The sequence below is a fragment of the Streptomyces sp. NPDC059255 genome (assembly GCF_042752355.1).
GTDB lineage: Bacteria > Actinomycetota > Actinomycetes > Streptomycetales > Streptomycetaceae > Streptomyces.
In genome coordinates, this window is the sequence record NZ_JBHYZP010000001.1 from 288,132 (window position 1) to 311,066 (window position 22,935).

The 22,935-nt window shown below is 70.6% G+C and carries 18 protein-coding genes, 2 pseudogenes and 1 riboswitch; of the genes and pseudogenes, 14 read left to right on the forward strand and 6 right to left on the reverse strand.

What is annotated here, in order from left to right:
• Window positions 1-159: 159 nt before the first annotated feature.
• Window positions 160-363, reverse strand: a riboswitch (cobalamin riboswitch).
• A 174-nt stretch (window positions 364-537) separates the two neighbouring features.
• A complete protein-coding gene (rpsN, locus tag ACFXKG_RS01270) occupies window positions 538-843 on the reverse strand; it encodes a 30S ribosomal protein S14 (protein ID WP_384830377.1) in 306 nt (101 codons plus the stop codon).
• On the reverse strand, window positions 843-1,079 hold the full coding sequence (gene rpmB, locus ACFXKG_RS01275) for a 50S ribosomal protein L28 (RefSeq protein ID WP_384830380.1): 237 nt from the start codon (window positions 1,077-1,079) through the stop codon (window positions 843-845). Before rpmB ends, rpsN begins: the two co-directional genes overlap by 1 nt.
• A gap of 69 nt (window positions 1,080-1,148) precedes the next feature.
• Between rpmB and rpmG the strand changes: the two genes are divergently transcribed.
• The 7 genes and pseudogenes from rpmG to ACFXKG_RS01310 form a co-directional block, all read left to right on the forward strand.
• Window positions 1,149-1,313 carry a 50S ribosomal protein L33 gene (rpmG, locus tag ACFXKG_RS01280; RefSeq protein ID WP_384830383.1) on the forward strand — a complete coding sequence of 55 codons (165 nt, stop codon included), beginning with the start codon at window positions 1,149-1,151 and terminating at the stop codon, window positions 1,311-1,313.
• A gap of 47 nt (window positions 1,314-1,360) precedes the next feature.
• Window positions 1,361-1,606 carry a type B 50S ribosomal protein L31 gene (locus ACFXKG_RS01285; RefSeq protein WP_384830386.1) on the forward strand — a complete coding sequence of 82 codons (246 nt, stop codon included), beginning with the start codon at window positions 1,361-1,363 and terminating at the stop codon, window positions 1,604-1,606.
• Window positions 1,606-2,766 carry a CobW family GTP-binding protein gene (locus ACFXKG_RS01290; protein WP_384830388.1) on the forward strand — a complete coding sequence of 387 codons (1,161 nt, stop codon included), beginning with the start codon at window positions 1,606-1,608 and terminating at the stop codon, window positions 2,764-2,766. The genes ACFXKG_RS01285 and ACFXKG_RS01290 overlap by 1 nt, the downstream gene beginning before the upstream one ends.
• 38 nt (window positions 2,767-2,804) lie before the next feature.
• Window positions 2,805-3,053, forward strand: coding sequence for a 30S ribosomal protein S18 (rpsR, locus tag ACFXKG_RS01295; protein WP_384830391.1), 249 nt, complete (start codon window positions 2,805-2,807; stop codon window positions 3,051-3,053).
• Window positions 3,054-3,452: 399 nt separating this feature from the next.
• Window positions 3,453-3,965 carry an SRPBCC family protein gene (locus ACFXKG_RS01300; protein WP_384830394.1) on the forward strand — a complete coding sequence of 171 codons (513 nt, stop codon included), beginning with the start codon at window positions 3,453-3,455 and terminating at the stop codon, window positions 3,963-3,965.
• A gap of 44 nt (window positions 3,966-4,009) precedes the next feature.
• Entirely contained in the window at window positions 4,010-6,319 is a 2,310-nt protein-coding gene (locus tag ACFXKG_RS01305) for an FdhF/YdeP family oxidoreductase (protein ID WP_384830397.1), read from the forward strand.
• 559 nt (window positions 6,320-6,878) lie between these two features.
• A pseudogene (locus ACFXKG_RS01310) lies at window positions 6,879-7,521 on the forward strand (bifunctional glutamine-synthetase adenylyltransferase/deadenyltransferase); the annotation flags it as partial.
• Here ACFXKG_RS01310 and ACFXKG_RS01315 read toward each other — a convergent pair.
• Together ACFXKG_RS01315 and ACFXKG_RS01320 are read right to left on the reverse strand one after the other, a co-directional pair.
• Entirely contained in the window at window positions 7,515-8,726 is a 1,212-nt protein-coding gene (locus ACFXKG_RS01315) for a cytochrome P450 (RefSeq protein WP_384830400.1), read from the reverse strand. The pseudogene ACFXKG_RS01310 and the gene ACFXKG_RS01315 overlap by 7 nt on opposite strands.
• Window positions 8,727-8,846: 120 nt before the next feature.
• Window positions 8,847-9,968 (reverse strand): peptidoglycan recognition family protein, encoded by a 1,122-nt coding sequence (locus tag ACFXKG_RS01320; protein ID WP_384830404.1) that lies wholly within the window; start codon window positions 9,966-9,968, stop codon window positions 8,847-8,849.
• A gap of 603 nt (window positions 9,969-10,571) precedes the next feature.
• On the opposite strand from ACFXKG_RS01320, the gene ACFXKG_RS01325 reads away from it, so the two are divergent.
• The 5 genes and pseudogenes from ACFXKG_RS01325 to ACFXKG_RS01345 all read left to right on the forward strand — a co-directional run bounded on the left by ACFXKG_RS01325 (window position 10,572) and on the right by ACFXKG_RS01345 (window position 16,333).
• Window positions 10,572-11,858: an ABC transporter substrate-binding protein gene (locus ACFXKG_RS01325; RefSeq protein WP_384830407.1), complete on the forward strand. Its 1,287-nt coding sequence runs from the start codon at window positions 10,572-10,574 to the stop codon at window positions 11,856-11,858.
• A 1-nt stretch (window position 11,859) separates the two neighbouring features.
• The gene (locus ACFXKG_RS01330; protein ID WP_384830409.1) at window positions 11,860-12,879 is read left to right on the forward strand and encodes a carbohydrate ABC transporter permease; all 1,020 of its coding nucleotides are present in this window, start codon (window positions 11,860-11,862) and stop codon (window positions 12,877-12,879) included.
• Window positions 12,869-13,738, forward strand: a complete 870-nt coding sequence (locus ACFXKG_RS01335) for a carbohydrate ABC transporter permease (RefSeq protein ID WP_384830412.1) — start codon at window positions 12,869-12,871, stop codon at window positions 13,736-13,738. Before ACFXKG_RS01330 ends, ACFXKG_RS01335 begins: the two co-directional genes overlap by 11 nt.
• 100 nt (window positions 13,739-13,838) lie before the next feature.
• A pseudogene (locus tag ACFXKG_RS01340) lies at window positions 13,839-14,881 on the forward strand (LacI family DNA-binding transcriptional regulator).
• Window positions 14,882-15,058: 177 nt separating this feature from the next.
• A complete protein-coding gene (locus tag ACFXKG_RS01345; protein ID WP_384830415.1) occupies window positions 15,059-16,333 on the forward strand; it encodes a cation:proton antiporter in 1,275 nt (424 codons plus the stop codon).
• Window positions 16,334-16,424: 91 nt separating this feature from the next.
• On the opposite strand, the gene ACFXKG_RS01350 is transcribed toward ACFXKG_RS01345, so the two are convergent.
• Together ACFXKG_RS01350 and ACFXKG_RS01355 are read right to left on the reverse strand one after the other, a co-directional pair.
• Window positions 16,425-17,846, reverse strand: a complete 1,422-nt coding sequence (locus ACFXKG_RS01350; RefSeq protein ID WP_384830418.1) for a DUF2252 domain-containing protein — start codon at window positions 17,844-17,846, stop codon at window positions 16,425-16,427.
• 95 nt (window positions 17,847-17,941) lie between these two features.
• Entirely contained in the window at window positions 17,942-18,856 is a 915-nt protein-coding gene (locus ACFXKG_RS01355; RefSeq protein WP_384830421.1) for a helix-turn-helix transcriptional regulator, read from the reverse strand.
• A 218-nt stretch (window positions 18,857-19,074) separates the two neighbouring features.
• On the opposite strand from ACFXKG_RS01355, the gene ACFXKG_RS01360 reads away from it, so the two are divergent.
• Both ACFXKG_RS01360 and ACFXKG_RS01365 read left to right on the forward strand, forming a co-directional pair.
• Window positions 19,075-21,654 carry a beta-L-arabinofuranosidase domain-containing protein gene (locus ACFXKG_RS01360; protein ID WP_384830424.1) on the forward strand — a complete coding sequence of 860 codons (2,580 nt, stop codon included), beginning with the start codon at window positions 19,075-19,077 and terminating at the stop codon, window positions 21,652-21,654.
• A 370-nt stretch (window positions 21,655-22,024) separates the two neighbouring features.
• Window positions 22,025-22,933, forward strand: a complete 909-nt coding sequence (locus tag ACFXKG_RS01365) for a YceI family protein (protein ID WP_384830427.1) — start codon at window positions 22,025-22,027, stop codon at window positions 22,931-22,933.
• Window positions 22,934-22,935: the final 2 nt, after the last annotated feature.

Here is a 22,935-nt window from a genome sequence, read left to right on the forward strand (position 1 = left end):
TCTCCTTCGCGAGATATCTCCCTGGAATCCCGGGACGGGACGCGAGCGCGAAGGGGTGACGAACCGGACGGACCCGACCTCGCGCGGCACAGCGCGGTCATCCGCCTGATATGTACGCCGACCCGCCCACGAGGTCACCGGGATCTCCGCGCACGAATGGTTCGTACACGGGCAACGGGCAGGTCTTCGGACTCGCGGGCACGCCTTCCTGCGGAAGACACCTACTGGCCGTCGCTTCCCAGACCCGGTACGTCGGATCCAGTGCGTATGACGGTGGTCGTTCCCACTCACCGCTGCGGGGCAGTCCCGGATTCCCACCAGGTTCCCTCTTGCGACGCGTCTACCTGGAGGGCAGGGCGAACCAGCTGCACCGCCCAGCCTAGAGCGTGGACAACCCTTTGGTCGAGCGTGTTCGAGCCGCCGCCTGCTCCTGTCCGCACCGGTCTTCGCCGCCACGGTCGGCCCCGCGCGGCGCGAGACGCCGGCCGATGCGCGGCGGCGGGGCGCGGCCGTGGCCTTTGTGTCAGCGGGCAGCGGTTACCAGGAGGACCTGGTCACCCCGGGCAGGAAGCCGGCGTGTGCCTGCTCCCGGGCGCGGACCCTGGAGAGGCCGAACTTGCGCAGGTAGCCGCGGGGGCGGCCGTCCACACTGTCGCGGTTGCGTACGCGGGTGGCGCCGGCGTTGCGCGGCTGCCGGCGCAGCTCCGCCAGTGCGGCCCGGCGTTCGTCCCCGGTCGACGAGGGGCGGCGGATGATCTCCTTGAGCTCGGCCCGCCGGGCGGCGTACCGCTCGACGATCTCCTTGCGCTTCTCGTTCTGCGCGATCTTGCTCTTCTTCGCCATCAGACCTTCCCCCCGCGTGCCCGGATCCGTGCCACGGCCGCCTCGATGCCGATCACGTCCACCGTCTTGATCGCCTTGGCGCTCAGGGTCAGGCGGACAGTGCGGCCCTCGCCGGGGAGCCGGTAGCGCTTGTGCTGGATGTTCGGGTCGAAGCGGCGCGAGGTGCGCCGGTGGGAGTGGGAGATCTTGTTGCCGAAGCCCGGTTTGGCACCGGTCAGTTGGCAGTGGGCGGACATGGGTGTTACCTGCCTCTCTCTGCGACCACTACCTATTGGTAATGGAAATCATTCCCATATACTAGCCTCATGGCACGCAACGAACTCCGCCCGGTCGTCAAGCTGCGCTCCACCGCGGGCACCGGCTTCACCTACGTCACCCGTAAGAACCGGCGCAACGACCCCGACCGGATGGTGCTGCGCAAGTACGACCCCGTCGTCCGTCGTCATGTCGACTTCCGTGAAGAGCGCTGAAACGCTCCGCCACCCCACGCCCTGTCCTCGAAAGGCCCGCCTCAGCCATGAAGCCCGGCATCCACCCCGTCTATGCCCCCGTCGTCTTCCGTGACTCCGCCTCGAACCACGCTTTCCTCACCCGATCCACGATGACCAGCGACAGGACGATCGAGTGGGAGGACGGCCACACCTACCCGGTCGTCGATGTCGAGATCTCCTCGGTGAGCCATCCCTTCTACACCGGCACCGCCCGCGTCCTGGACACCGCCGGCCGCGTCGAACGCTTCGAGCGCCGCTACGGGACCCGGTGATGGCGCAGGACCCCCGACTGCCCGTCGTCATCGTCGCCGGGCTCCACGCGGACGCCCGCAGACAGGTCGTCGACCTGCTCCTGCGGTCCGTCCCCGGCAGCGTCGCCCTGCATCACGACCTGACCGGCGCGGGCGGCGGAACCGTACGCCGCCTGATCCGCGACGCTTCCGGACACCTCTCGGACGGTGAGACTCCGCTGGTCAACGACTGCGCGTGCTGCGCGCTGCGCGAGGACCTCGTCCCCGAGCTGGAGCGGCTGGCCGGCAGTGGCTCGACCCGGCTCGCCGTCGTCGAACTGTGGGACTCGGTCGAGCCGAAGGGGATGGCGGAAGTCGTCGCGGCTCACGGGGACGCCGGCCTGGTCCTCACCGGCGTGATCACCGCCGTGGATCCCGCGCTCGTGCTGCCGTACCTGGCCAACGGCGACGACCTGGCCGAAGCCGGCCTGGGGGCCGCGCCGACCGATCAGCGTACCGTCGGTGACACCTGGGCCCGCCAGCTGGAATACGCGCCGGTCCTCGCCCTGGTCGACAACGAGGAGGCGGACAGCGAGGACCGCGCGCTCCTCAGGCAACTGCACCCCACCGCCCGCCAGGTGGCAGCGCACTCCGGCGGACTCGCTGAACTCGCCGAGGTCGCCTTCGCCGGCTTCGACGTCGAGACGGCCGCCGCCGCCCAGCATCCGGCGTGCGCGCTGCTGCCCCAGGACGCCGACGAGGCCGGGGTGACCACGCTCGTCTGGCGCCGCCGCCGGCCCTTCCACCCTGGGCGCCTCTACGAGGCATTGGAGGACCTGTGCTGCGCGGCCGCACGCAGCCGCGGCCGGTTCTGGCTCGCCGACCGCCCCGACACCCTGCTCGCCTGGGACGCCGCGGGCGGCGCCCTGTGCGTGGAGAACGTCGGCCCGTGGCTGGCCTCTCTGCCCGACGCGGCCTGGGAGATGATCCCGCCCATGCGGCAGGCGGCCGCATCACTGGACTGGCACCCCGAACACGGCGACTGCTGCCAGCACCTCGTCTTCACCTCCCCCGGACTGGAACGCGAAGGGCTCGAACAGCTCCTTGAGTCCTGCCTGCTGACGGACGCCGAGTACGCCGCCGGACGCGAGGCGTGGCAGCACCTCCCCGCGGCCTTCGACGCCCTCCTCGACCCCGCCTGACCCCGCCGACAACTCCCCGTACCCAAGGAGCAACACTCATGGCCCGCCGCCCGGAAATCCGCAAGCCAGCCAAGTCCCGCCCCAACCCGCTCGACGCGGCCAGGATCACGTACATCGACTACAAGGACACCGATCTGCTGCGCAAGTTCATCTCCGAACGGGGCAAGATCCGCAGCCGCCGCGTCACTCGCGTCACCGCCCGGCAGCAGCGCAAGCTTGCCGCCGCCATCAAGAACGCCCGCGAGATGGCCCTGCTCCCCTATGCCGGAGCCTCCAGCGGCCGCTGACACCCGGGAGCGCGGTCAGGACGGTGCGCGAGGGGAGGTCGGCCTCGGCGGCCCTGCCCGACGACGGGCAGGATGGCGTTGCCTCGATCACGGCCTCGATGAGGCTCAGCGGCAGGTGCACCGGGAGAACGACTACGCGCGAGCAGGTCGCAGGCGGTACCGGAGAAATCCGGTACCGCCTTCCGGCGTTTCCCGGGGGACCGGCATCGAGAGCCGCCTCGATGGACACGGCGACCGCGCAAGGCCCCCGGCCGCTGACAGGCGGCGGCCTCTCACCCGAGCCACAGTGGTTTCGTACGACATCGCCCGGATTGGAATCGCGCGGAACGGGCACCCAGTGGCGTGGCACCACGGCCGGGTGCGGCGGCACCGGTGCCGCCGCGGAGAGGCAGGGCAACCATGAGCGTCATCGAAGGCGCGGTCGACGTCGACGTGCCGGTCCAAACGGCCTACAACCAGTGGACCCAATTCGAGTGCTTTCCCCAGTTCATGAGCGGAGTGCGCCGAGTGGAACGGTCGAACTCCTCCGTGACGCACTGGGTGACCGGATTCGGCGGCGTGTCCCGCGAGTTCGACGCGGAGATCACCGAGCAGCGCCCCGACGACCGGGTGGAGTGGCGCACGGTGGGCGAGCCCCGCCTGACCGGATCGGTGCGTTTCCGGTCACTGGGCGACAACCGCTGCCGGGTCACCCTCCGTATCGGTTTCACTCCGCGCGGCGCCGCCGAGCGTGCCGCGGACGCCCTGGGCCTGGTCCGCAGGCAGGTGCGCGCGGATCTCCGGCGGTTCAAGGAGTACATCGAGGGCCAGGGCCGGGAGACCGGGCGGTGGCGGGGAACGATCAGCGGTGGGCATGTGGAACCGGACTCGGACCGCCCGCCGCCGCACGTGCCGAACTGGCCGACCGGCTGAAGCAGCCCGTACGACGTGAAGACCCGAGGCGGAAGGTTGTGGCGGTGCGAGAACCATCGAACGGTGACCCGGGCGGCGAGCAGGCGAAGATCACCCCGCCGAAGAAGTGGGCGGCCGGAGTCCCGGCGGTGGTGCACGCGGTCGAGTACTCCCTGGGTGAGACAACGGCGCGCCGTACGGCACTGAACCTGCTCGACATCAACCAGACCAAGGGCTTCGACTGCCCGGGCTGCGCCTGGCCGGACCCCGCGCCGGGCGAACGCCACAGGAACGAGTACTGCGAGAACGGAGCCAAGCACGCCAACGACGAAGCCACCACGCGGCGCGTCACTCCGGACTTCTTCCGGCGGCATTCGGTCTCCGAACTGGGGCGGGCCTCGGACCGGTGGCTGAACCAGCAGGGCCGGCTCACCCATCCCATGGTGAAACGGCCGGGCGCGGATCACTACGAGCCGATCAACTGGCACGACGCCCTGGGTCTGATCGCCGACGAGCTGCAGGCCATGGACTCCCCGGACGAGGCGATCTTCTACACCTCGGGCCGGGCCGGCAACGAGCCCGCCTTCGTTCTCCAGCTCTTCGCCCGGGCCCTGGGGACCAACAACCTCCCCGACTGCTCCAACATGTGCCACGAGTCGAGCGGCGCGGCCCTGCACGAGACGCTGGGCATCGGCAAGGGCGATGTGAGCCTGCTGGACATCCACCACGCCGACCTGGTGCTCATCGTGGGGCAGAACCCGGGAAGCAACCACCCGCGGATGCTCTCCGCACTGGAGGAGACCAAGCGCGGGGGCGGCCGGATCGTCGCTGTCAACCCACTCCCCGAAGCGGGCCTCATGCGCTTCAAGAACCCGCAGAAGCCGCGCGGGGTGGTCGGCCGGGGTACCACCATCGCCGACCAGTTCCTGCAGATCCGGCTGGGTGGCGACCTCGCCCTCTTCCAGGCGCTGAACCTGCTCCTGCTGGAGGCCGAGGACGCCGCGCCGGGGACGGCGCTGAACCGGGAGTTCATCGACCGGCACACCAGCGGGTTCGAGGAGTTCGCCGCCCACCTTCGCGCCACCGTCTCCTGGCCGGACGTCCTGGCCGCCACCGGTCTGACGCGGGACCAGATCGAGGAACTGCGGGACCGGGTCCTGGTCAGCGAGCGGATCGTCGTCTGCTGGGCCATGGGACTCACCCAGCAGAAGCACGGGGTCCCCACCATCCGCGAACTGGTGAACTTCCAGCTCCTGCGGGGGAACATCGGCCGGCCCGGCGCCGGCGTCTGCCCCGTACGCGGGCACAGCAATGTCCAGGGCGACCGGACCATGGGGATCTGGGAGCAGATGCCCAAGGAGTTCCTGGACGCACTGGCACGCGAGTTCGCCTTCACCCCGCCCGCCCACCACGGGCTGGACACGGTTGCCTCCATCCGGGCGATGCTGGCGGGCCGGGCCAGGGTCTTTCTCGGTCTCGCGGGCAATTTCGTACGGGCCGCCCCCGACAGCGACCTCACCGAGAAGGCGATGCGCGGGTGCCGCCTCACCGCGCACATCTCCACCAAACTGAACCGCTCCCACACCGTCTGCGGCGACACCGCCCTGATCCTCCCGACCCTCGGCCGCAGCGAAAGGGACTGTCAGAACGGCGAAGAGCAGTTCATCACCGTCGAGGACTCCATGAGCCAGGTGCACGCCTCGTCCGGGCACCTGGCCCCGGCGTCGAGTCACCTGCTCAGCGAGGTCGCGATCCTCAGCAGGCTGGCCCGCCGGACCCTCGGCGACAAGGTGTCCGTCCCCTGGGAAGACTTCGAGGCGGACTACGGCAACATCAGGGACCGCATCGCGCGGGTCGTGCCCGGCTTCGAGAACTTCAACACACGGGTGCGCAAGCCGGGCGGCTTCGCGCTGCCCAACCCCGTGAACGAGGGCGTTTTCCCCACCCCCGGCGGCAGAGCACTGTTCTCCCGCAACGCATTCGAGGCGCTGAGCGCCCCGGAAGGGCATCTCCTGCTCCAGACGCTACGCTCCCACGACCAGTGGAACACCGTGCCCTACACGACCGATGACCGGTACCGGGGCATCCACGGATCCCGCCGGATCGTGCTCGTCCACCCCGCCGACCTGCGCGCCCTCGGGCTGAAGGACGGCGCCCAGGTGGATGTGGTCGGTGTCGGGCGGGACGGCACCGAACGACGTGCCGAGGACTTCCGGCTCGTCTCCTATCCCACGACCCCCGGATGCGCCGCCGCCTACTACCCGGAGGCCAACGTCCTCGTACCTCTGGACAGTGTGGCCGACACCAGCAACACGCCGACATCCAAAGGCATCGTGGTCCGCCTGGAACCACGGGGTCCAGTGGCGCCGTGCTGACGATGACGCTGTGACGGCGCCCTCGCGTTCTCTGCCGACGCGTTCAAAACGCGGACAAATGTTTGGCGAACATTGATCAAAAGAGCCGCAGGAGGGTGTCTGGGAGGCGAAGGGGCTCGCTAAGAAAAGCATTGTCCAAAACTTCGCGGACGCGGCGTCATGTGAATCCGCTTTGCCCTCATTCGCGCATCAATGCATTGGTCAACGTTTTATCGCCTCCGCCTTGACCTGCGTCGACGACGCCTCTTACGTTTTTACCGCCGGATTCTGGCGTTTCGCCTGGTACGGGTAACGAAAAAGTGCGTGCCGGTCCTGTCGAAATGCAGCCGCCCGGCCCGTCCGGTATAAGGCGAGAAGGGGATAAGAGGATTCCGTGACGGCTCGACGCGTTCTGGTCGGTGCGGCGTGAGTACCAGTCGTGAGAACCAGTAAATAATCAATGTCTTGAGGAATGATCCGGGTCGGCATCGCAAGGGCGTTCACTTGGGCTCGTCGGCGGGCCCTGACCATGCCGGCGCGGAAATGCCGGCCGGGCAGGGAGGCGGCGCGCATGGCTCCACCCCTCGCCTCGTACGTCGCCTACTACCGCCGTTGGGCGCAGGTCTGGGAGAGCCAGGCGCTGCTGCGCGCCGAACCGGTCGCGGGCGACCCCGGTCTCGGCGCGCGCTTCATCGAGCTGATCGATCCGCTGCGCTATCCGCACCGGGGCCTGGGCGAGGACGCGGTCCGCGAGATCCGGCGGCTCAAGGCCCGCATGGAGTCCGAGCGGCTGCCGCGCGGCGCCGACCCCACCGCCCACACCAAGCTCGGCCGGGGCGGCCTCTGCGATGTCGAGTGGACCGTCCAGCTGCTCCAGATGCGCCACGGCTGGGCCGAGCCCGGTCTGCGCACCACCCGCACGCGCGAGACCCTGGCCGCCGCCCACGCCGCCGGACTGATCCCCACCGAGGACGCCGGGACCCTCGACGAGGCGTGGGTGCTGGCCAGCCGGGTCCGCAACGCCGTCATGCTGGTCCGCGGCCGCCCCCGGCGACACCTTCCCGACGGACGTCCGTGAACTGGCCGCGGTGGGCCGCTACCTGGGCTACGGCCCTGGCCACGCCGGCGAGATGGTGGAGGACTACCGCCGCACCACCCGGCGCGCCCGAGCCGTGGTGGAACGCCGGTTCTACGACCCGCGAGAGCTGACCACCGGTCAGTAAGTGACCGGCAGTGCGAGCAGGCCGCGGGCGCGCAGCGACGGCCGCCACCGCAGGCCCTCCGGCGGGGTGCCGAGGGCGAGCCCGGGGAAGCGGTCGAGGAGCGCGGCGAGGGCGATCTCGGTCTCCATGCGGGCCAGGGGCGCGCCGAGGCAGTAGTGGATGCCGTGACCGAGGGCGAGGTGGCCGGTGGCGTCGCGGCCGATGTCGAGGCGGTCGGGTTCGGCGTAGCGGTGCGGGTCGCGGTGCGCGGAGGCCAGCGACAGCAGGACGGTCTCACCGGCCGGAATGCCGACCCCGCCGATGGTGATGTCCTCGGTGGGGAACCGGCGGATGGCCAGGGGCGCGGGCCCGTCGTAGCGGGCCAGCTCCTCGACCGCGCCGCTCAGCTGGCCGGGGTCGGCGCGGAGCGCGGCCAGTTGGCCGGGGTGGCTGAGCAGGGCCAGGGTGGCGTTGCCGATCAGATGGACCGTGTTCTCGTACCCGGCGAAGAGGATGAGGAAGACCAGGGACATCAGCTCGTCCTCGCTCAGCCGGTCCTCGTGGTCGCGTACGGCGATCAGGCCGGAGACCAGGTCGTCGGCGGGGGCGGCGCGCTTGTCGGCGATGAGCCGGGTGAAGAAGGCCAGCATGGACCGGACGGCTCCCTTGGCCCGGTCCGGTCGCGCGGGGTCGGGGGCCACCAGGGCATCGGTCCAGGACCTGAAGTCCTGCCGGTGGTGCGGGGCCACGCCCAGCAGATCGCAGATCACGGTGATCGGCAGCGGCGCGGCGTAGGAGGCGATCAGGTCGGCGTGGCCGTGCGGTGCGATGGCGTCCAGCAGCAGGTCGGCCGTCTTCCTGACGGGTTCGCGCAGGAGGGCGATACGCCGCGGGGTGAACGCCTGGGACACGAGACGCCGGATCCGGGTGTGGTCGGGCGGGTCCATGTTCAGCAGGTTGGCGTCCAGCGCCGGCGGCAGCGCCAGCCCCTGGTAGCCGCCGGGCGCCGCGTTGCGCTTGTCCAGGGAGAGCCGCGGATCGGCGAGGGCCTGGCGTACGTCGTCGTAACGCGTGACCAGCCAGGCCGGCAGCCCGTCCGTCCCCGCGACGCGGTGGACGGGCCCCGCCTCGCGGAGCCGCGCGTACACGGCGTACGGGTCGGCGGTCGGCCCGGCGGTCAGCTCGGGATCAAGGAAAGGCGGCGGAGCGGGAGTTGAGGTGGGCATGGACTCCACCCTAGACAGAGGGAATCCCGCACCGCGGCGCAGCCGGGGACCGGCCGCCGTGACGACGCCGGCCGGTGCCTCCCTCACCGGCGGGAGGCACCGGTACCGACGCTGCCGGTCTCAGAGCTTCCGGGCCCGGTTCTCCGGCCGCGCCGAGGCGACGTCCGCGCGCAGGGCGGGCAGTCCGTCGTACAGCGTGGCGCCGGGGCAGTCGGTGACGAGCCAGTCACGGTGACCGCTGATCATCTGGACGTCCCTCGTCACGCCGTTGACCGGGTTGACGAAAGTGACGGCGGCCTGGGGATCGAAGCCGTGGTAGTCGGAGAGCGCCGTCAGCAGCCTGGTGAGCGACTGCCGGGTCTCGGGCGTCGGCGACTGGTCGGTGAACGTACCCAGCAGCGCGATGCCGAGGTTGCCGGAGTTGAAGCCGGCGGCGTGGAAGGCGGTCACCATCTTTCCGTCGGCGTCATGGGCCGGCATTCCGTCCGTGCCCGAAAAACGCCCTTCGTAGACACGGCCCGCTTCGTCGATCAGGAAGTGGTAGCCGATGTCGCCCCAGTCGTTCTCGATCGCGTGAAGGTGGTAGTACGCCCGGATGGTGGCCGCCGGATCCGGATCGCCGTTGGCGCCCGCCGTGTGGTGCACCGTCAGGGTCTGTGCCGGGTAGTAGGTCTGCGGCGAGTTCTCGCTGCCGTCGGCCTTGAAGCGAAGGGATTCGTCGGCGCCCCACCCCGCGCGGGTGATGTAGTCGATGCCGAGGAACTGCCCCGTCGTGCTGGTGACGGCGCGTTCGACGGCCGGCCCGTTGACCGTGTCGATGGCGGTGGAGCGCGTGTCGGTGGCCCCGTCCGGGAACCGCAGCTCGTACCCCGCCGCTCCGTCGGCCGGAACCAGCACGCTGACGCGCCCCGACGACGCGGGGCCGTCCGCGTCGGCGCCGGCCACGCACGTCGGCCGGAGCGCCGTCCACGCCCCGCGGTTGCCGTCCTGTTCCAGCAGCCTGATGCCGGCGCCCCGCTGGGGCCCGCTCCAGGTCACGCCCACGTATCCGATGGGAAAGTCCGCTTCCACGGCCCGCGCGGCGGCACCGACGACGGCCTTCGCGCGGATGCCGGGTACGCGGACCGTACGGGAAGCCTTGGCGGGCACGGCCGGGAGGAGCGTGGGCACGGCGGCAACGCCCGCCGCGACGGCGGCCGCTCTGAAGACGGTGCGGCGCGTCAAGGAGAACGGATGGGCCATGCTGGGTCCTCTCGAAGGGTCGACAACCGTGCGAACCCGGCGTTCACGCCGGATGGGGCCGCTCGGCGGGAGCGGCCGGCGGCGAAGCACGCACGCGCCTCGTCGATCGCTGGCGACACCCTAACCTCAAAGAACCGGTGGGAAGTTGCTCCCGCGCGGGGCCCGTACGACGGCTCGTACGACGGCCCGCGTGGCAGCCCGCGCGACGGCCCGCGCGGTTGCCCCAGTTGCCCCCGTGGCTGCCCGCCCGGCCCCGGCGGTGCTGTCGGCGGTGCCGTGTCGCGGTGAGGAGCACGCCATCGGAAACACGTCGGTCATCCAGCCGGTGCACGTCTCTTGACAGTGGTTTTCGGCCGCGCCGATACTCGACGGCAACGTTCACGTGAACGTTCACGGCGCCGCGACGATGTCGGCCAGAGCCCTGGAATCACCCGCTGACATCGTTGTCGGAATGCCGGCTTCATCAGCGTGGTCGGCGTCGTCGACGTAGCGAGTTGTCGACGCTGTTCACGATCTTCCCCACCCCGTCAGCGGGCCGGGCCGGCGCATGCCCCGGCCGAGCCGTGTCCGGAAAGCGAGTGCGAGCCCATGGAACACCGAACGATGTCCCGCAGGCGTCTGCTGGGGGCCTCCCTGGGGGGCGCGGGCGCCGCCCTGCTGGGTCTGCCGGGATGCGGGGCGGGCAACGGCTCGGCCTCCGCGGGCACCGACCGTCTCAGCATCTGGTACTGGAACGGAGCGCTGAGCGAGAAACTCCTCGCCGCTTCCGCGCGGTCGGTGCCCGGGGTGCCCGGACTGAAGGTGAAGGGTTCGCCGATCGCCGGCGACTACAAGTCGAAGCTGCGCACCAGCATGGCCGCGCAGGCCTACGTACCGGATCTGGCCTGTGTGAACTCCGGCATCTCCGAGTTCTTCCCGGACGAACAGGAGTTCCTGGACCTGCGGGACCTCGGCGCGGAGGCCGTCGAGGACCAGTACCTGGAATGGAAGTGGAAGAGCGGCATCAGCCCGACGGGCCGGCTGATCGGCTTCCCGCTCGACGCGGGGCCGACAGCGCTCTACTACCGCCCGGACCTCTTCGGGAAGGCGGGTCTGCCCACCGAGCCGGTGGAGGTCGCCGAGGCCACCTCCACCTGGGAGAAGTACCTCTCGGTGGGCCGGACCCTCAAGGCCAGGGCGCCCGGCAAGCCCTTCCTGGTCTCGCAGATCAGCTACGTCTTCCGGATGGTCCTGTACCAGAGCCCGCGGCAGTTCGTCGACGCCGACGACCGGTTCATCGGGGACCAGGAGCACGTCAAACACGCCTGGGACGTGGCTGTGGAAGCGCACCGCCAGGGACTCAGCGCCGGGTTCCTGGACAACCAGCCCGACTACAACGCGGCCGTGAGCGGCGGCCGGGTCGCCTCCCTGCTCAACGCGGTGTGGGGGATCAACGGCCTCAAGAACGTGGCGCCGAGGACCTCCGGTTCCTGGCGGCTGACCGCGATGCCGGGCGGGCCGACCAACTACGGCGGCTCGTACGTGGGCGTCACGCGCTACTGCCGCGACCCGGAAGGGGCGTTCGCCTTCCTCCGGTGGATGCTCGGGCCCGAGAACCAGTTGAAGAGCTATCAGGAGATGGCGCTGTTCCCCACGACCCCGTCCGTGTACACCACGGCGGCGATGCGTGAACCCGATCCCTTCTTCGGCGGTCAGATCCCTGTGGACGTCTTCGGCCCGGCCGCCGAGAAAGCCCCGGTCATCTACTCCAGCCCCTACGAGGCGACCGCCAACACCCCCGTCTTCCAGGAGCTGACCAACGTGGAAACGCTCGGCAAGAACCCCGACAAGGCCTGGCGGGATGCCATGAACGCCGCCGAAACCGCGCTGTCCCAGCGGGGGGTGAGCTGACATGGCCACCGTAGCGGAAGCCCCCGAGGCCCCGGCGGCCCCCAGCGGCAAGGGGGCGGCCGGCCGGCCCGCCCGCGCCGGGGGGCCGCCCGGGCGGTGGCGGCGCCACCTGCCCTCGTACCTCGCCATCTCCCCGTACTACCTGCTCTTCGCCGTCTTCGGGGCCTTCCCCGTGTTCTTCTCGCTCTACCTGTCCTTCCAGGACTGGGACGGCATCGGCGACATGCGCTTCGTCGGGCTGCAGCAGTACGACTGGCTGCTCCACGACCCGGTGTTCTGGCACGCGATCCTCAACACCTTCGAGATCTGGTTCTTCTCCACGGTGCCGATGCTCCTCCTGGCCCTGGGGCTCGCCTTCCTGCTCCATTCGCAGGTGCGCTTCTCCGCCGCCTACCGGGTCGCGTACTTCATCCCCAACGTCACGTCGATGGTCGCCATGACCATCGTCTTCGGCTCGGTCTTCGCCCAGACCGGCCTGGCCAACTCGCTGCTCAAGGCGGTCGGGGTGGACGGCGTCGGCTGGCTGAGCTCGGACCTCGGCATCAAGGCTGCCGTCTCGATCATGATCATCTGGCGGTGGGTCGGCTACAACGCCCTGATCTTCCTCGCCGGTATCCAGGCCATTCCCACCGAACTCTTCGAGGCCGCCCGGGTCGACGGGGCGAACAGCCGGCAGGTCCTCTTCCGTGTCGTGGTCCCGCAGTTGCGGCCGGTGATCCTGTTCGCCGTCATCACGTCCACCATCAACGGCCTGCAGATTTTCACCGAGCCCCAAGTGCTCTTCTACTCGGACGACCCGGGGTCCACCGGCGGTCCCGGCCAGGAAGGTATGACCATCGTGCTCTATCTGTGGCAGAGGTCCTTCAACGACCTCCAGTTCGGTTACGGGGCCGCGATGGGCTGGCTCCTGTTCGCGATCATCGCGCTCTTCGCCGTCATCAACTGGCGGCTGGTGTCGGGCTCCGACCGCGACGACCGACGCGGCTTCACCCTGCGCAAGGGGGCCCGCAATGGCCGCTGACCCCACGGCCTCGCACGCGGGGCTCGCCATCGGCGCCGGCAGCCGTGCGGCCCGGATCTGGGTCCGTGCGGCCCTGCTCCTCGGGGTGCTGGTCTCGATGTTCCCCTTCTACTGGCTGGTGGTGATGGCCTCGGTCACCAGTCAGGACATCCTGAGCTATCCGCCCACATTGGTGCCGGGCACCCAACTGCTGCACAACATGCAGGAGGTGATCCACCGCATCGACTTCTTCACCTCGCTGTTCAACACCGTGGTGGTCGCCGTGACGGGCACGGTCCTGGTGCTGTTCTTCGACTCCCTGGCCGCCTTCGCCTTCGCCAAGTACGACTTCCCGGCCAAGAAGTTCCTCTTCGGCGCCCTCATGGCGACGTACATGATCCCCGCGCAGCTGTCACTGGTGCCGCAGTTCGTCACCATGGCCGAGTTCGGGTGGGCCGGCACACTGAAGGCGCTGATCATTCCGGGCGCGGCCAACGCGTTCGGCATCTTCTGGATGCGCCAGTACGCGCAGAACTCGCTGCCCGACGAACTCCTCGACGCCGGACGGATCGACGGCGCGGGCTTCTTCCGGCTGTACGCGCAGATCGCGCTGCCCCTCTTCCGGCCCGCGCTGGCGTTCCTCGGCATCTTCACCTTCATCCAGATCTGGAACGACTACATCTGGCCGCTGGTGGTCCTGGTCAACCCCGACCGGCTCACCCTCCAGGTCGCCCTCGCCAACCTCAACGTGGCCTACAACACCGACTACGCCCTGGTGATGGCGGGGGCGCTGATGAGTGTCGTCCCGCTGATCGTCGTCTTCCTGATCGGGGCGCGGCACTTCCTGCGGGACCTCGCCGCGGGGGCGACGAAGATGTGAATGCCCGTGGAACCGGACGGCGGCGACGTGGAATCGCCCCCGTTCCCCCTCCACGGCATACCTGGCGCCGGAGCCGTAGTGACCGGCTACAGTGCACAGCGTGTGGGCCGACAACCAGCAACGGGAGCCACGATCGACGAGCCTGACGGCCCTCACCACCGGGCCACGATCCACGATGTCGCGCGACTGGCCGGGGTATCACGACAGACGGTCTCCCGGGCGGTAAACAACAAGGGAGAAATCGACCCGGCCACGAAGGAACGGGTGCTGGAGACGGCCCGTCTGCTGGACTACCGGCCGAGCCGGTTCGCGCGGGGCCTCGTCCGCAAAGGGGCGGTGACCGCGGGTCTGGTGATCCCGGACCTGATGAACCCGTTCTTCCCCGAGGTGGCCGCCGGTGTGCTGGAGGCCGCCGAACAGCGCGGCTGGCAGGTGGTGGTGTGGGACACCCGCACCGACGACGCCAGGGAGCGGGAGGCCCTCGACGTACTGTCCCACCAGACGGACGCGGTCGTGGGCTACTTCAAGAACGAGGACGACGCCCTCGCCCGGCACCTCGGCGGTGTACCGCTCGTACTGCTGGAGCGCGGGCCCCAGCAGACCCGGTTCGCCGCCGTGGGCATCGACGCGGCCGCCGGGCTGGCGCAGGGCGTCGCCCACCTGGTCCGCGCGGGGCACCGCAGGATCGGCATGCTGGACGGCGACCGGCCGGACGCTCCCGGCCCGCGGCGGGAGGCCTTTCTGGCCGAGGCGCGCCGGCACGGCCTGGCGCTCGACCGGAGTTGGGTCGTGCTGTGCCCCGAGCACAGCGTCGCGGGCGGTGAGGCGGGTCTTGAACGGCTGCTGGAGGTACGGCCCGAGATCACCGCGGTCTTCGGCTTCAACGATCTGATCGCCGTCGGAGCGATGCGCGCCGCCCGGCGGCACGGCCGGCGCGTACCCGACGACCTCGCCGTCATGGGGTTCGACGGGCTCTCCCTGGGTGAACTGGTGGAACCCGCCCTGACCACCCTGCATCTCGACAAGCGGCAGCTCGGGCGGCTCGCCGTCGAGCAGGTGGCCCGGCTGCGCGCGGGCGAGGAGCCACTGAGCGGCGCGGACGCCTGGGTCCGCCCGGAACTGGTGGTACGGGCCTCGGCCTGACCGAGTCGTTCCGCGGCCGCGCCTCGCACCCGGACGGGGCCTCGGAACAACCCGTCCGGGTGGCGACCCGCGCCCGTCCCCGAACGCCGCGCGGCGGGCCGGACGTGGGGTGAACACGCGGAGGTCCCCGGCGCGGCCCCCCACCCGACGCGCGCGTGGCTCCGTACGCTCGGCCGGGTGGACGCCGTCTTCTCCCTCATCCTGCTCCTGCTGTTCGCGTGGGGCCTGTGCGCACAGAAGGTGGCGCGCGTCGAACTCACCGCCCCCGTCGTGTTCGTGGCCGCGGGTTTCCTGCTGCACCACGGGTTCGGCACGGAGGAGCTCGTGCCGTCGCCGGCGACGGTCAGGACACTGGTGGAAACCACCCTCACCTGGGTGCTCTTCACCGACGCGGCGCGGCTCTCCCTCCGGTCGCTGCGCCCGGACCTCGGTCTGTACGCGCGCCTCCTGCTGATCGGGCTGCCGCTGTGCATCGGACTCGGCACCCTGGTGGCGCTCGGTCTTGTTCCCGGTGTGTCCGGCTGGGCCGCGCTCTACCTGGGAACCGCGCTGGCTCCCACGGACGCGGCGCTCGGCGCCTCGATGATGAACAACCCGGTGGTTCCCGCCCGGATCCGCCGGACGATCAATGTGGAGAGCGGTCTCAACGACGGCATCGCCACCCCCGTCGTCGTCCTGTCACTCGCCGGTCTGGCCGCCGCCGGGGGAGGCGCGGGGCATGAGGGGGCCGGTGGCGCCCTCGTGGAACTGCTCATCGGCCTGGTGTACGGGGCGGCGATCGGTCTGGTCTCGGGCCTGCTGGTGCGCTCCGCGCTGCGCCGGTCCTGGACGGTGGAGAGTTCCGCGGGAGCCGCCGTGCTGGCCCTCGCCCTGCTCTGTTACACCTCGGCGATCGCGCTCGGCGGCAACGGGTTCGTCGCGGCCTTCGTCGCCGGGCTGGCGTTCGGAACGGCGTACGGGGAAGGCGCTCCGGAGTGGCAGCTCGCGTTCGTCGAGCAGTCGGCGTCGGTGCTGTCCCTGCTGGTCTGGCTCATGTTCGGGGCCGTCATGCTCCCGGCGGCGCTGGAGCATCTGACCTGGCAGGCCGTCTGCTACGCGGTACTGAGCCTGACGGTGATCCGGATGGTGCCGGTGGCGCTGGCCCTGCTGGGCAGCGGGCTGGACCGCAGGACCGTGCTGTTCGTCGGCTGGTTCGGGCCACGCGGGCTCGCGTCCGTCATCTTCGGGCTGCTGGCCGTCGAGGGGCTCGCGCCCGCCGCCGCCCGGGTGGTGGTGCCGGTGGTGGTCTGTACCGTTCTGCTCAGCGTCGTGGCGCACGGCCTCACCTCGGGTCCGCTCGCCCGGTGGTACGGATCGGCGGTACGCCAGGACGCCGGGGCGGGCCGGCGATCGCCCGCGGACGAACTGCCGGTCAGGGGACTGGCGGGGAGAGCCCCGCGCCCCGGTGCGTGAGACACACCCGCAGCGCCCGGCGCGCTCGCCGGACGAGGCCGCCGCCCGGCCCGCGCGCCGCCCGGCCCGCGCGCCGGCCGCCGGATCAGGATCAGGCGGCCTGGGCCGCGACCCGGCCGGAGGCGACGGCGTCGACGAGCGCCTGGTGATCACGCTCGTTCTGGTCGGCGTAGCTCTCGGCGAAGCGCACGAGCGCCTGGTCGAACACGTCCCCGCGTCCCAGATAGGCGGCGATGGCGATCCGGTCGCCGGAGCGCGCGTGGGCGCGTGCGAGCGTGGCGCCGCACAGTTCGCCGAAGACGCCCATGCCGCGCGGCACCATGATCGACGGCTCCGCGATGCCCTTCCAGTCGCGCAACTGCCGTACGTAGAAGTCCCGTTCCTTGCCGTCGGGCGCGTGCACGTGTTCCCAGCCGAGGAAGATGTCGCTGGCCGCCTGCATCAGGCGCTGGCCGGTGACGACCCGCTCGCCCTGTGTGCTGAACTCGCTCTTCCCCGCGTAGGGGGCGAGCACGGACTCGTCGGCCTCCTTCGCCTGGAGGAACAGGGGGTCCCCGCTGTCCCGGCCCACCAGCAGGATGATCCAGCACCGGGTGCCGACGCTCCCGACCCCGACCACCTTGCGCGCCACGTCGACCAGGGTGAACTGCTGGAGCAGATGCCGGTGGTCCGGCCGCAGGGTCCTCCCGTACCGCGCGACGAGGTCCCGGATCATCTCCTCGATCTCGGCCCGCTGCCGGCCCGGCAGCAGGTCGGTCACCGGCATGACGACCGGGGGTACGGGGACGATCCGCCGCCGCCCGTCCACCACCCGCGTCAGCTTCCCGAAGGCCTGGAGACTGTCCCGGGTACGCGCCTTCGCCAGGGCCTTGGACAACTGCTTGCGGCCACGCTGCCGCAACCGGCCGGAGGCCAGGGCCTCCATCTGCGCCGCGTCGGCCTTCGCGTACCGGACGGCGAGATGGGGCAGCGCCGCGAGGTGGCGCATCTCCTCGCGGTACGACCGGACCGTACTCCGTACGATCGCGGCGCGCTCCGCGTCCGTGTAGCCGTTCTCCCGCCCCGCGATCACCAGACTGGTCGCCAGCCTCTTGACGTCCCACTCCCAGGGGCCGGGCAGTGTCTCGTCGAAGTCGTTGATGTCGAAGAGGAGGTTGCGCTCCGGCGACGCCAGCAGGCGGAAATTGAGCAGGTGCGCGTCGCCGCACAACTGCGCCCGCAGCCCGGAGGTGGGGGTGCGGGCCAGATCCCGCGCCATGATCGCGGCCGCGCCGCGGTAGAAGCGGAACGGGGACTCCGTCATCCGGCCGTAGCGGATCGGTACGAGTTCGGGCACGCGCGTCGCCGACTGCTCTTCGACGACGCTCACCGGGTCCGCGCGGCGCGGGGCCGGCTCGAACGCGTCATGGGCGGAGCGGTGCGCCCGGGCCCGTGCCGCCCTGCCCAGAGCCGCGCTCTCCCGGGGAGAGAGCCATGGCTCGCCCTGGATGTTCGTCACCGCTTCGCCGGTCATCGGAAGCCTCCTGGAGGACGGGGCGCGTGATGGTCCGTACCTCAAGCCTCGCAGCTTCGGGCTCACCCGGCATCACCGTGTCACCGCCGGTCACCCTACGGAGAGGTACCGACACGTTCGGCGGAGTCGAGCAGCAGCATCGCCGCGTGGTCGGGGGTGCCGGGCTCCGCGTTGTACGTGGTGAGACGCTGGCCGCGGGTGCCCTCCACCTGCATGGCGTGGTAACCGAGGGTGAAGGTGCCGGCGTCGGGATGATGGAAGGTCTTGCGTCCCGAGGTGTGCCCCACGACGTCGTAACGCTCCCAGAGACGGGCGAACTCCGGGCTCTTCAGCAGGAGTTCCTCGACGAGACCGGTGAGGTCCGGGGCGTCCGGCTCGGTGCCGGCCAAGGCGCGCAGGCGGGCGACGCAGCCGCGGATCTGGTTGTCCCAGTCGTCGAAGAGGCCGCGGGCCGTGGGATGGAGGAAGACGTAGCGCGCGATGTTGCGCTGCGCGACCGGCCAGTCGGAGATCCCGGCGAGCAGCCGCACCCCGCTGGTGTTCGCGGCGAGGATGCCCAGGGTGCGACTGGTCAGATAGGCGGGGTACGGCTGCATGCGCTCCAGCATCAGCTCGATCCCCGGGGCGACGGACCGGCTCGGTGCGGTCGCCGGCTCGTGCGTGGTGCGCGCGGCGCGCGCGGCGAGACCGCGCAGATGCTCCCGCTCGACCGCCGTCAGCAGCAGGGCGGCGGCCAGGGCGTCCACCACGGAGGGGCTGGGATTGGACTCCCGGCCACGCTCCAGACGCGTGTAGTAGTCGATGCTGACCCCGGAGAGCGTGGCCAGTTCCTCGCGACGCAGCCCGGGCGTACGGCGGATTCCCGGGCCGGCCGGGAGCCCGACGTCGGCCGGGGTCACCTGGGCGCGGCGCGCGCGCAGGAAACGCCCCAGCTCCGTACCGCCACGGCCGCCCCGGGTGCCGTCGCCGCTCCCGCTCCCGCTGCCGCCGCTGTGCCGCTCAGGTGCCATATCTTCAGTGTGTCAGCCCCGTGACCTGCGAGACAGCCGGATGAGGGGCCCTGTCACACCCCGGCACGCGGCCCGCGCCCCGCCCCCGGGGCCATTGACTTCCCGTGGGGCCTCGATAGCGTGGAGCGGCACAGCATGTCGCACAACGTTCGAAATGACGAACAAACCAAGGTGGCAACCACCTAGGGCTGACAGCCCCCGACATGCGGAGACCTGCGATGCGCGAACCACTCGATCGACGGCACTTCCTCGGTACGGCGGCCGGCGGTACGGCCGCCGCATTCGTCGCGGCGGGCGGGATCGACGCGCCCGCCGCGTCCGCGACCCCGGCGGACACGGCAGGCACCGCCGTCGGCGGTGACCCTGCCGACGGCGGCGGGCGGCGGGCGCCGGCCGTCGTCGAGCCGTTTCCTCTCGGCGCGGTGACACTGCTCGCGGGCCCGTTCCGGGACAACCAGGCGCGCAACACGGCGTATCTGCGCTTCGTCGACCCCGACCGGCTGCTGCACACCTTCCGGCTGAACGTCGGGCTGCCCAGCACCGCGCGGCCCTGCGGCGGCTGGGAGGCTCCGACCGTCGAACTGCGCGGCCACACCACCGGCCATCTCCTCTCGGGCCTCGCCCTCACCTACGCCAACACCGGCGAGCGCGCCGTGCGCGAGAAGGGCGACCGGCTCGTGGCCGCGCTCGCCGCATGCCAGGCGAGATCCCCCGAGTCGGGGTACGGCCGCGGCTATCTCTCCGCGTTCCCCGAGAGCTTCTTCGACCGCCTCGAAGCGGGCACCGGCGTCTGGGCGCCGTACTACACGATCCACAAGATCATGGCCGGGCTGCTCGACCAGTACCGGCTGGCGGGCAACGCCCAGGCGCTCGACACACTGCTGGCCCAGGCCGCGTGGGTGGACCGGCGGACGGCGCCGCTGTCGGATGCCGCGATGCAGCGGGTGCTGGAGACCGAGTTCGGCGGCATGAACGAGGTGCTCGCCGATCTGCACACGGTCACCGGCGACGCCCGCTGGCTCCAGGTCGCGGAGCGTTTCAGCCACGCACGGGTCTTCGACCCGCTGGCGCGGAACGAGGACCGGCTGGCCGGACTGCACGCCAACACCCAGATCCCCAAGGCCGTCGGCGCGATGCGGCTGTGGGAGGAGGGGCTGCCCGCCCGCTACCGGGACATCGCCGAGAACTTCTGGCGCATCGTCACCGAACACCACACCTATGTCATCGGCGGGAACAGCAACGGCGAGGCGTTCCACGAGCCGGACGCCATCGCCTCCCAGCTCAGCAACGGCTGCTGCGAGAACTGCAACAGCTACAACATGCTGAAGCTCACCCGGCTGATGCACTGCCACGCCCCCGGCCGCGTCGAACTGCTCGACTACTACGAGCGGACGCTCTTCAACCAGATGCTCGGGGAGCAGGACCCCGACTCCGCGCACGGCTTCAACATCTACTACACGGGGCTCGCGCCGGGCTCGTACAAGCGGCAGCCGTCGTTCATGGGTCCCGACCCGGACGTGTACTCCACGGACTACGACAACTTCTCCTGCGACCACGGCTCCGGCATGGAGACCCACGCCAAGTTCGCGGACACCGTCTACACGCACGACGAACAGACCCTGCTCGTCAACCTGTTCATCCCGTCGGAAGTGGTCTGGCGGGAGCGGGGCATCACCTGGCGGCAGACCACCGCCTTCCCGGACCGGGCGTCCACCGTGCTCACCGTGGCCGCGGGCCGGGCCGCCCACCGGCTCCAGGTCCGGATCCCGGGCTGGACCTCCGGCGCCACCGTACGGCTCAACGGGCGCCCGGTGAACGGCGTTCCGGCCCCGGGGAACTGGTTCGTCCTCGACCGCACCTGGCGCGCGGGCGACCGGGTCGAGGTGTCGCTGCCGATGCGGGTCACCGTCGAGCCGACGCCCGACGACCCCGACGTACGGGCCGTGCTGTACGGGCCGGTCGTGCTGGCCGGGGCGTACGGCGACGAGGCCGGCCCGGGGATGCCGCGGCTCGACCCGGCGTCGGTGCGCAAGGCGGCCGAGGCGCCGATGCGGTTCACGGCGAGCGCCGATGCCCGGGAGGTCTCGCTGCTGCCCATCGCCCGCGTCCACCACCAGCGTTACCACGTCTACTGGCTCACCGGCGAGCCCGCGCCGCCGCCCCCGGCCTTCGCCGCCTGGTACCGCTTCGACGAGGGCGCGGGCACCGAGGCCGGCGACGCGACGGGCCACGGGAGGACGGCCACCCTCGCGGGCGGCGCGTCCTGGACGGCGGGCCGCCTCGCGGGCGCCGTGGCGCTGAACGGGACCGACGGACACATCGCCGTCGCGGCGAACGTCCTCGCGGGTGCGTCCGCCTACTCCCTGGCGACCTGGGTCCGGCTGGACGGGCCGCCCGAGACCTGGAGCCGGATCTTCGACATCGGGACGGGCGTCACCGCCAACCTGTTCCTGACCCCGCGCAGTGACGCCGGGACGCTGCGGTTCGCCGTCACGTCGGGCGGCGGCGAGGCCGAACAGCGCATCGACGCGCCCGCGTTGCCGGCCGACCGGTGGGTCCATGTCGCCCTCGCGTACGGAGCGGGAACGGCGGTGCTGTACGTCGACGGAGCGGAGGCCGGGCGCAACACCGGTGTCACCGTCGAGCCGCGGCACTTCGGCAACACCGTACGGTCCGGGTGGATCGGCAGGTCCCAGTACCCGGATCCGTATCTCAGGGCGGCGGTCGACGACTTCCGCGTCTACGGGAGGACGCTGGGCCCCGACGAGATCGCGGAGCTGGCCGCCGCCCCCTCCTGACAGACGGGCGCTCCCGGACCTGCGGGTGCGGGAGCGCGCCGGCTTGCTCCGGAATGTTCCGGCAAGGTGAATTCATCGCGTAGATACATTGCCCGAGGGCCGTCACAATGTGAGGAAATTGTTTCTGGCCTGCGGAAATCTTCACCCGACAAGCACAGGCGGGATGCGCGGGAGTCCGGTCGTTGAAGCGTGGATGATCTGGTCTACTATCTCGGGGCCACCTCTTCCCCCGTGCGACCGGACACTCGTCGGGGCAGCGGTGGCGTGGTCGCTCGGTGAAAAGCGGCCGATATTCTCGGAAAAGGAGCCCACCGCTTCTCTGGAGAGTTTCTCGGCTCTCCATATCAGTGTCTGGAAGAAGGGTGTCATCATGGGCCTCTCGTTACTGCGACGGGGGAAGTCGAAAGCGGGCGGCAAAGCGAAGGACGTGCTGTCCCGGATACCCCTGACGGCCGGGGCGCTCGCCCTGGAGGTCGGCCAGCCCAACGGTCACCCGATGGACGGCGCCGAAATCCAGGTGAAGGCGAACCACACCGGACACGTGGTGATGAAGGGCCGCACCGATCCGTACGGCACCTTCACCGTCGGCCTGCCCACCGGGCGGTACTCCGTCCTGGTCATGGCGGACGGGCTGCTCCCCACGCAGCTCACGGTGGACGTCGACGCGGGCCGGCAGAGCCACCTCCGGGTCACCCTGGAGCACTCGCGCCCCCTGGAGCCGCCGCAGCCGGGCATCTGGCTCTTCGACCCGCCGCACACGGCCGTCCGGTTTATCGCGCGCCATGTCGGCATGGCCAATGTGCACGGCCGGTTCACCCGGTTCGACGGCGGGGTACGGGTCGGCGAACGGCCGGAGGACTCCTACGCCGAGTGCACCATCGACGCGGCGAGCATTACGACCGGAAACAATACGCGGGACACCCATCTCCGCTCCGCGGACTTCCTGGATGTGGAGAACTATCCGTACATCCAGTTCGTCAGCGAACGCTTCCAGCGTCATGCGGGCAACAGGTGGACCGTGCACGGCAGCCTCACCCTGCACGGAATCAGCCGCACGGTCAGTCTGGAGACCGACTATCTCGGATCCGTGAATGGCGGTTACGGGGAAGAACTCCGCTGCGCCGCCAAGGCACGGACAGAACTCCACCGGGAAGATTACACACTGAACTGGAGTTCCATGCTGGCCAGGGGTATCGCGATCGTGGGGCCGACCATCCAGCTCGAACTGGACATCCAGGTGATGTTCCGCTGCGACGAGACGCCCACCCCGCCGGAGTAGCC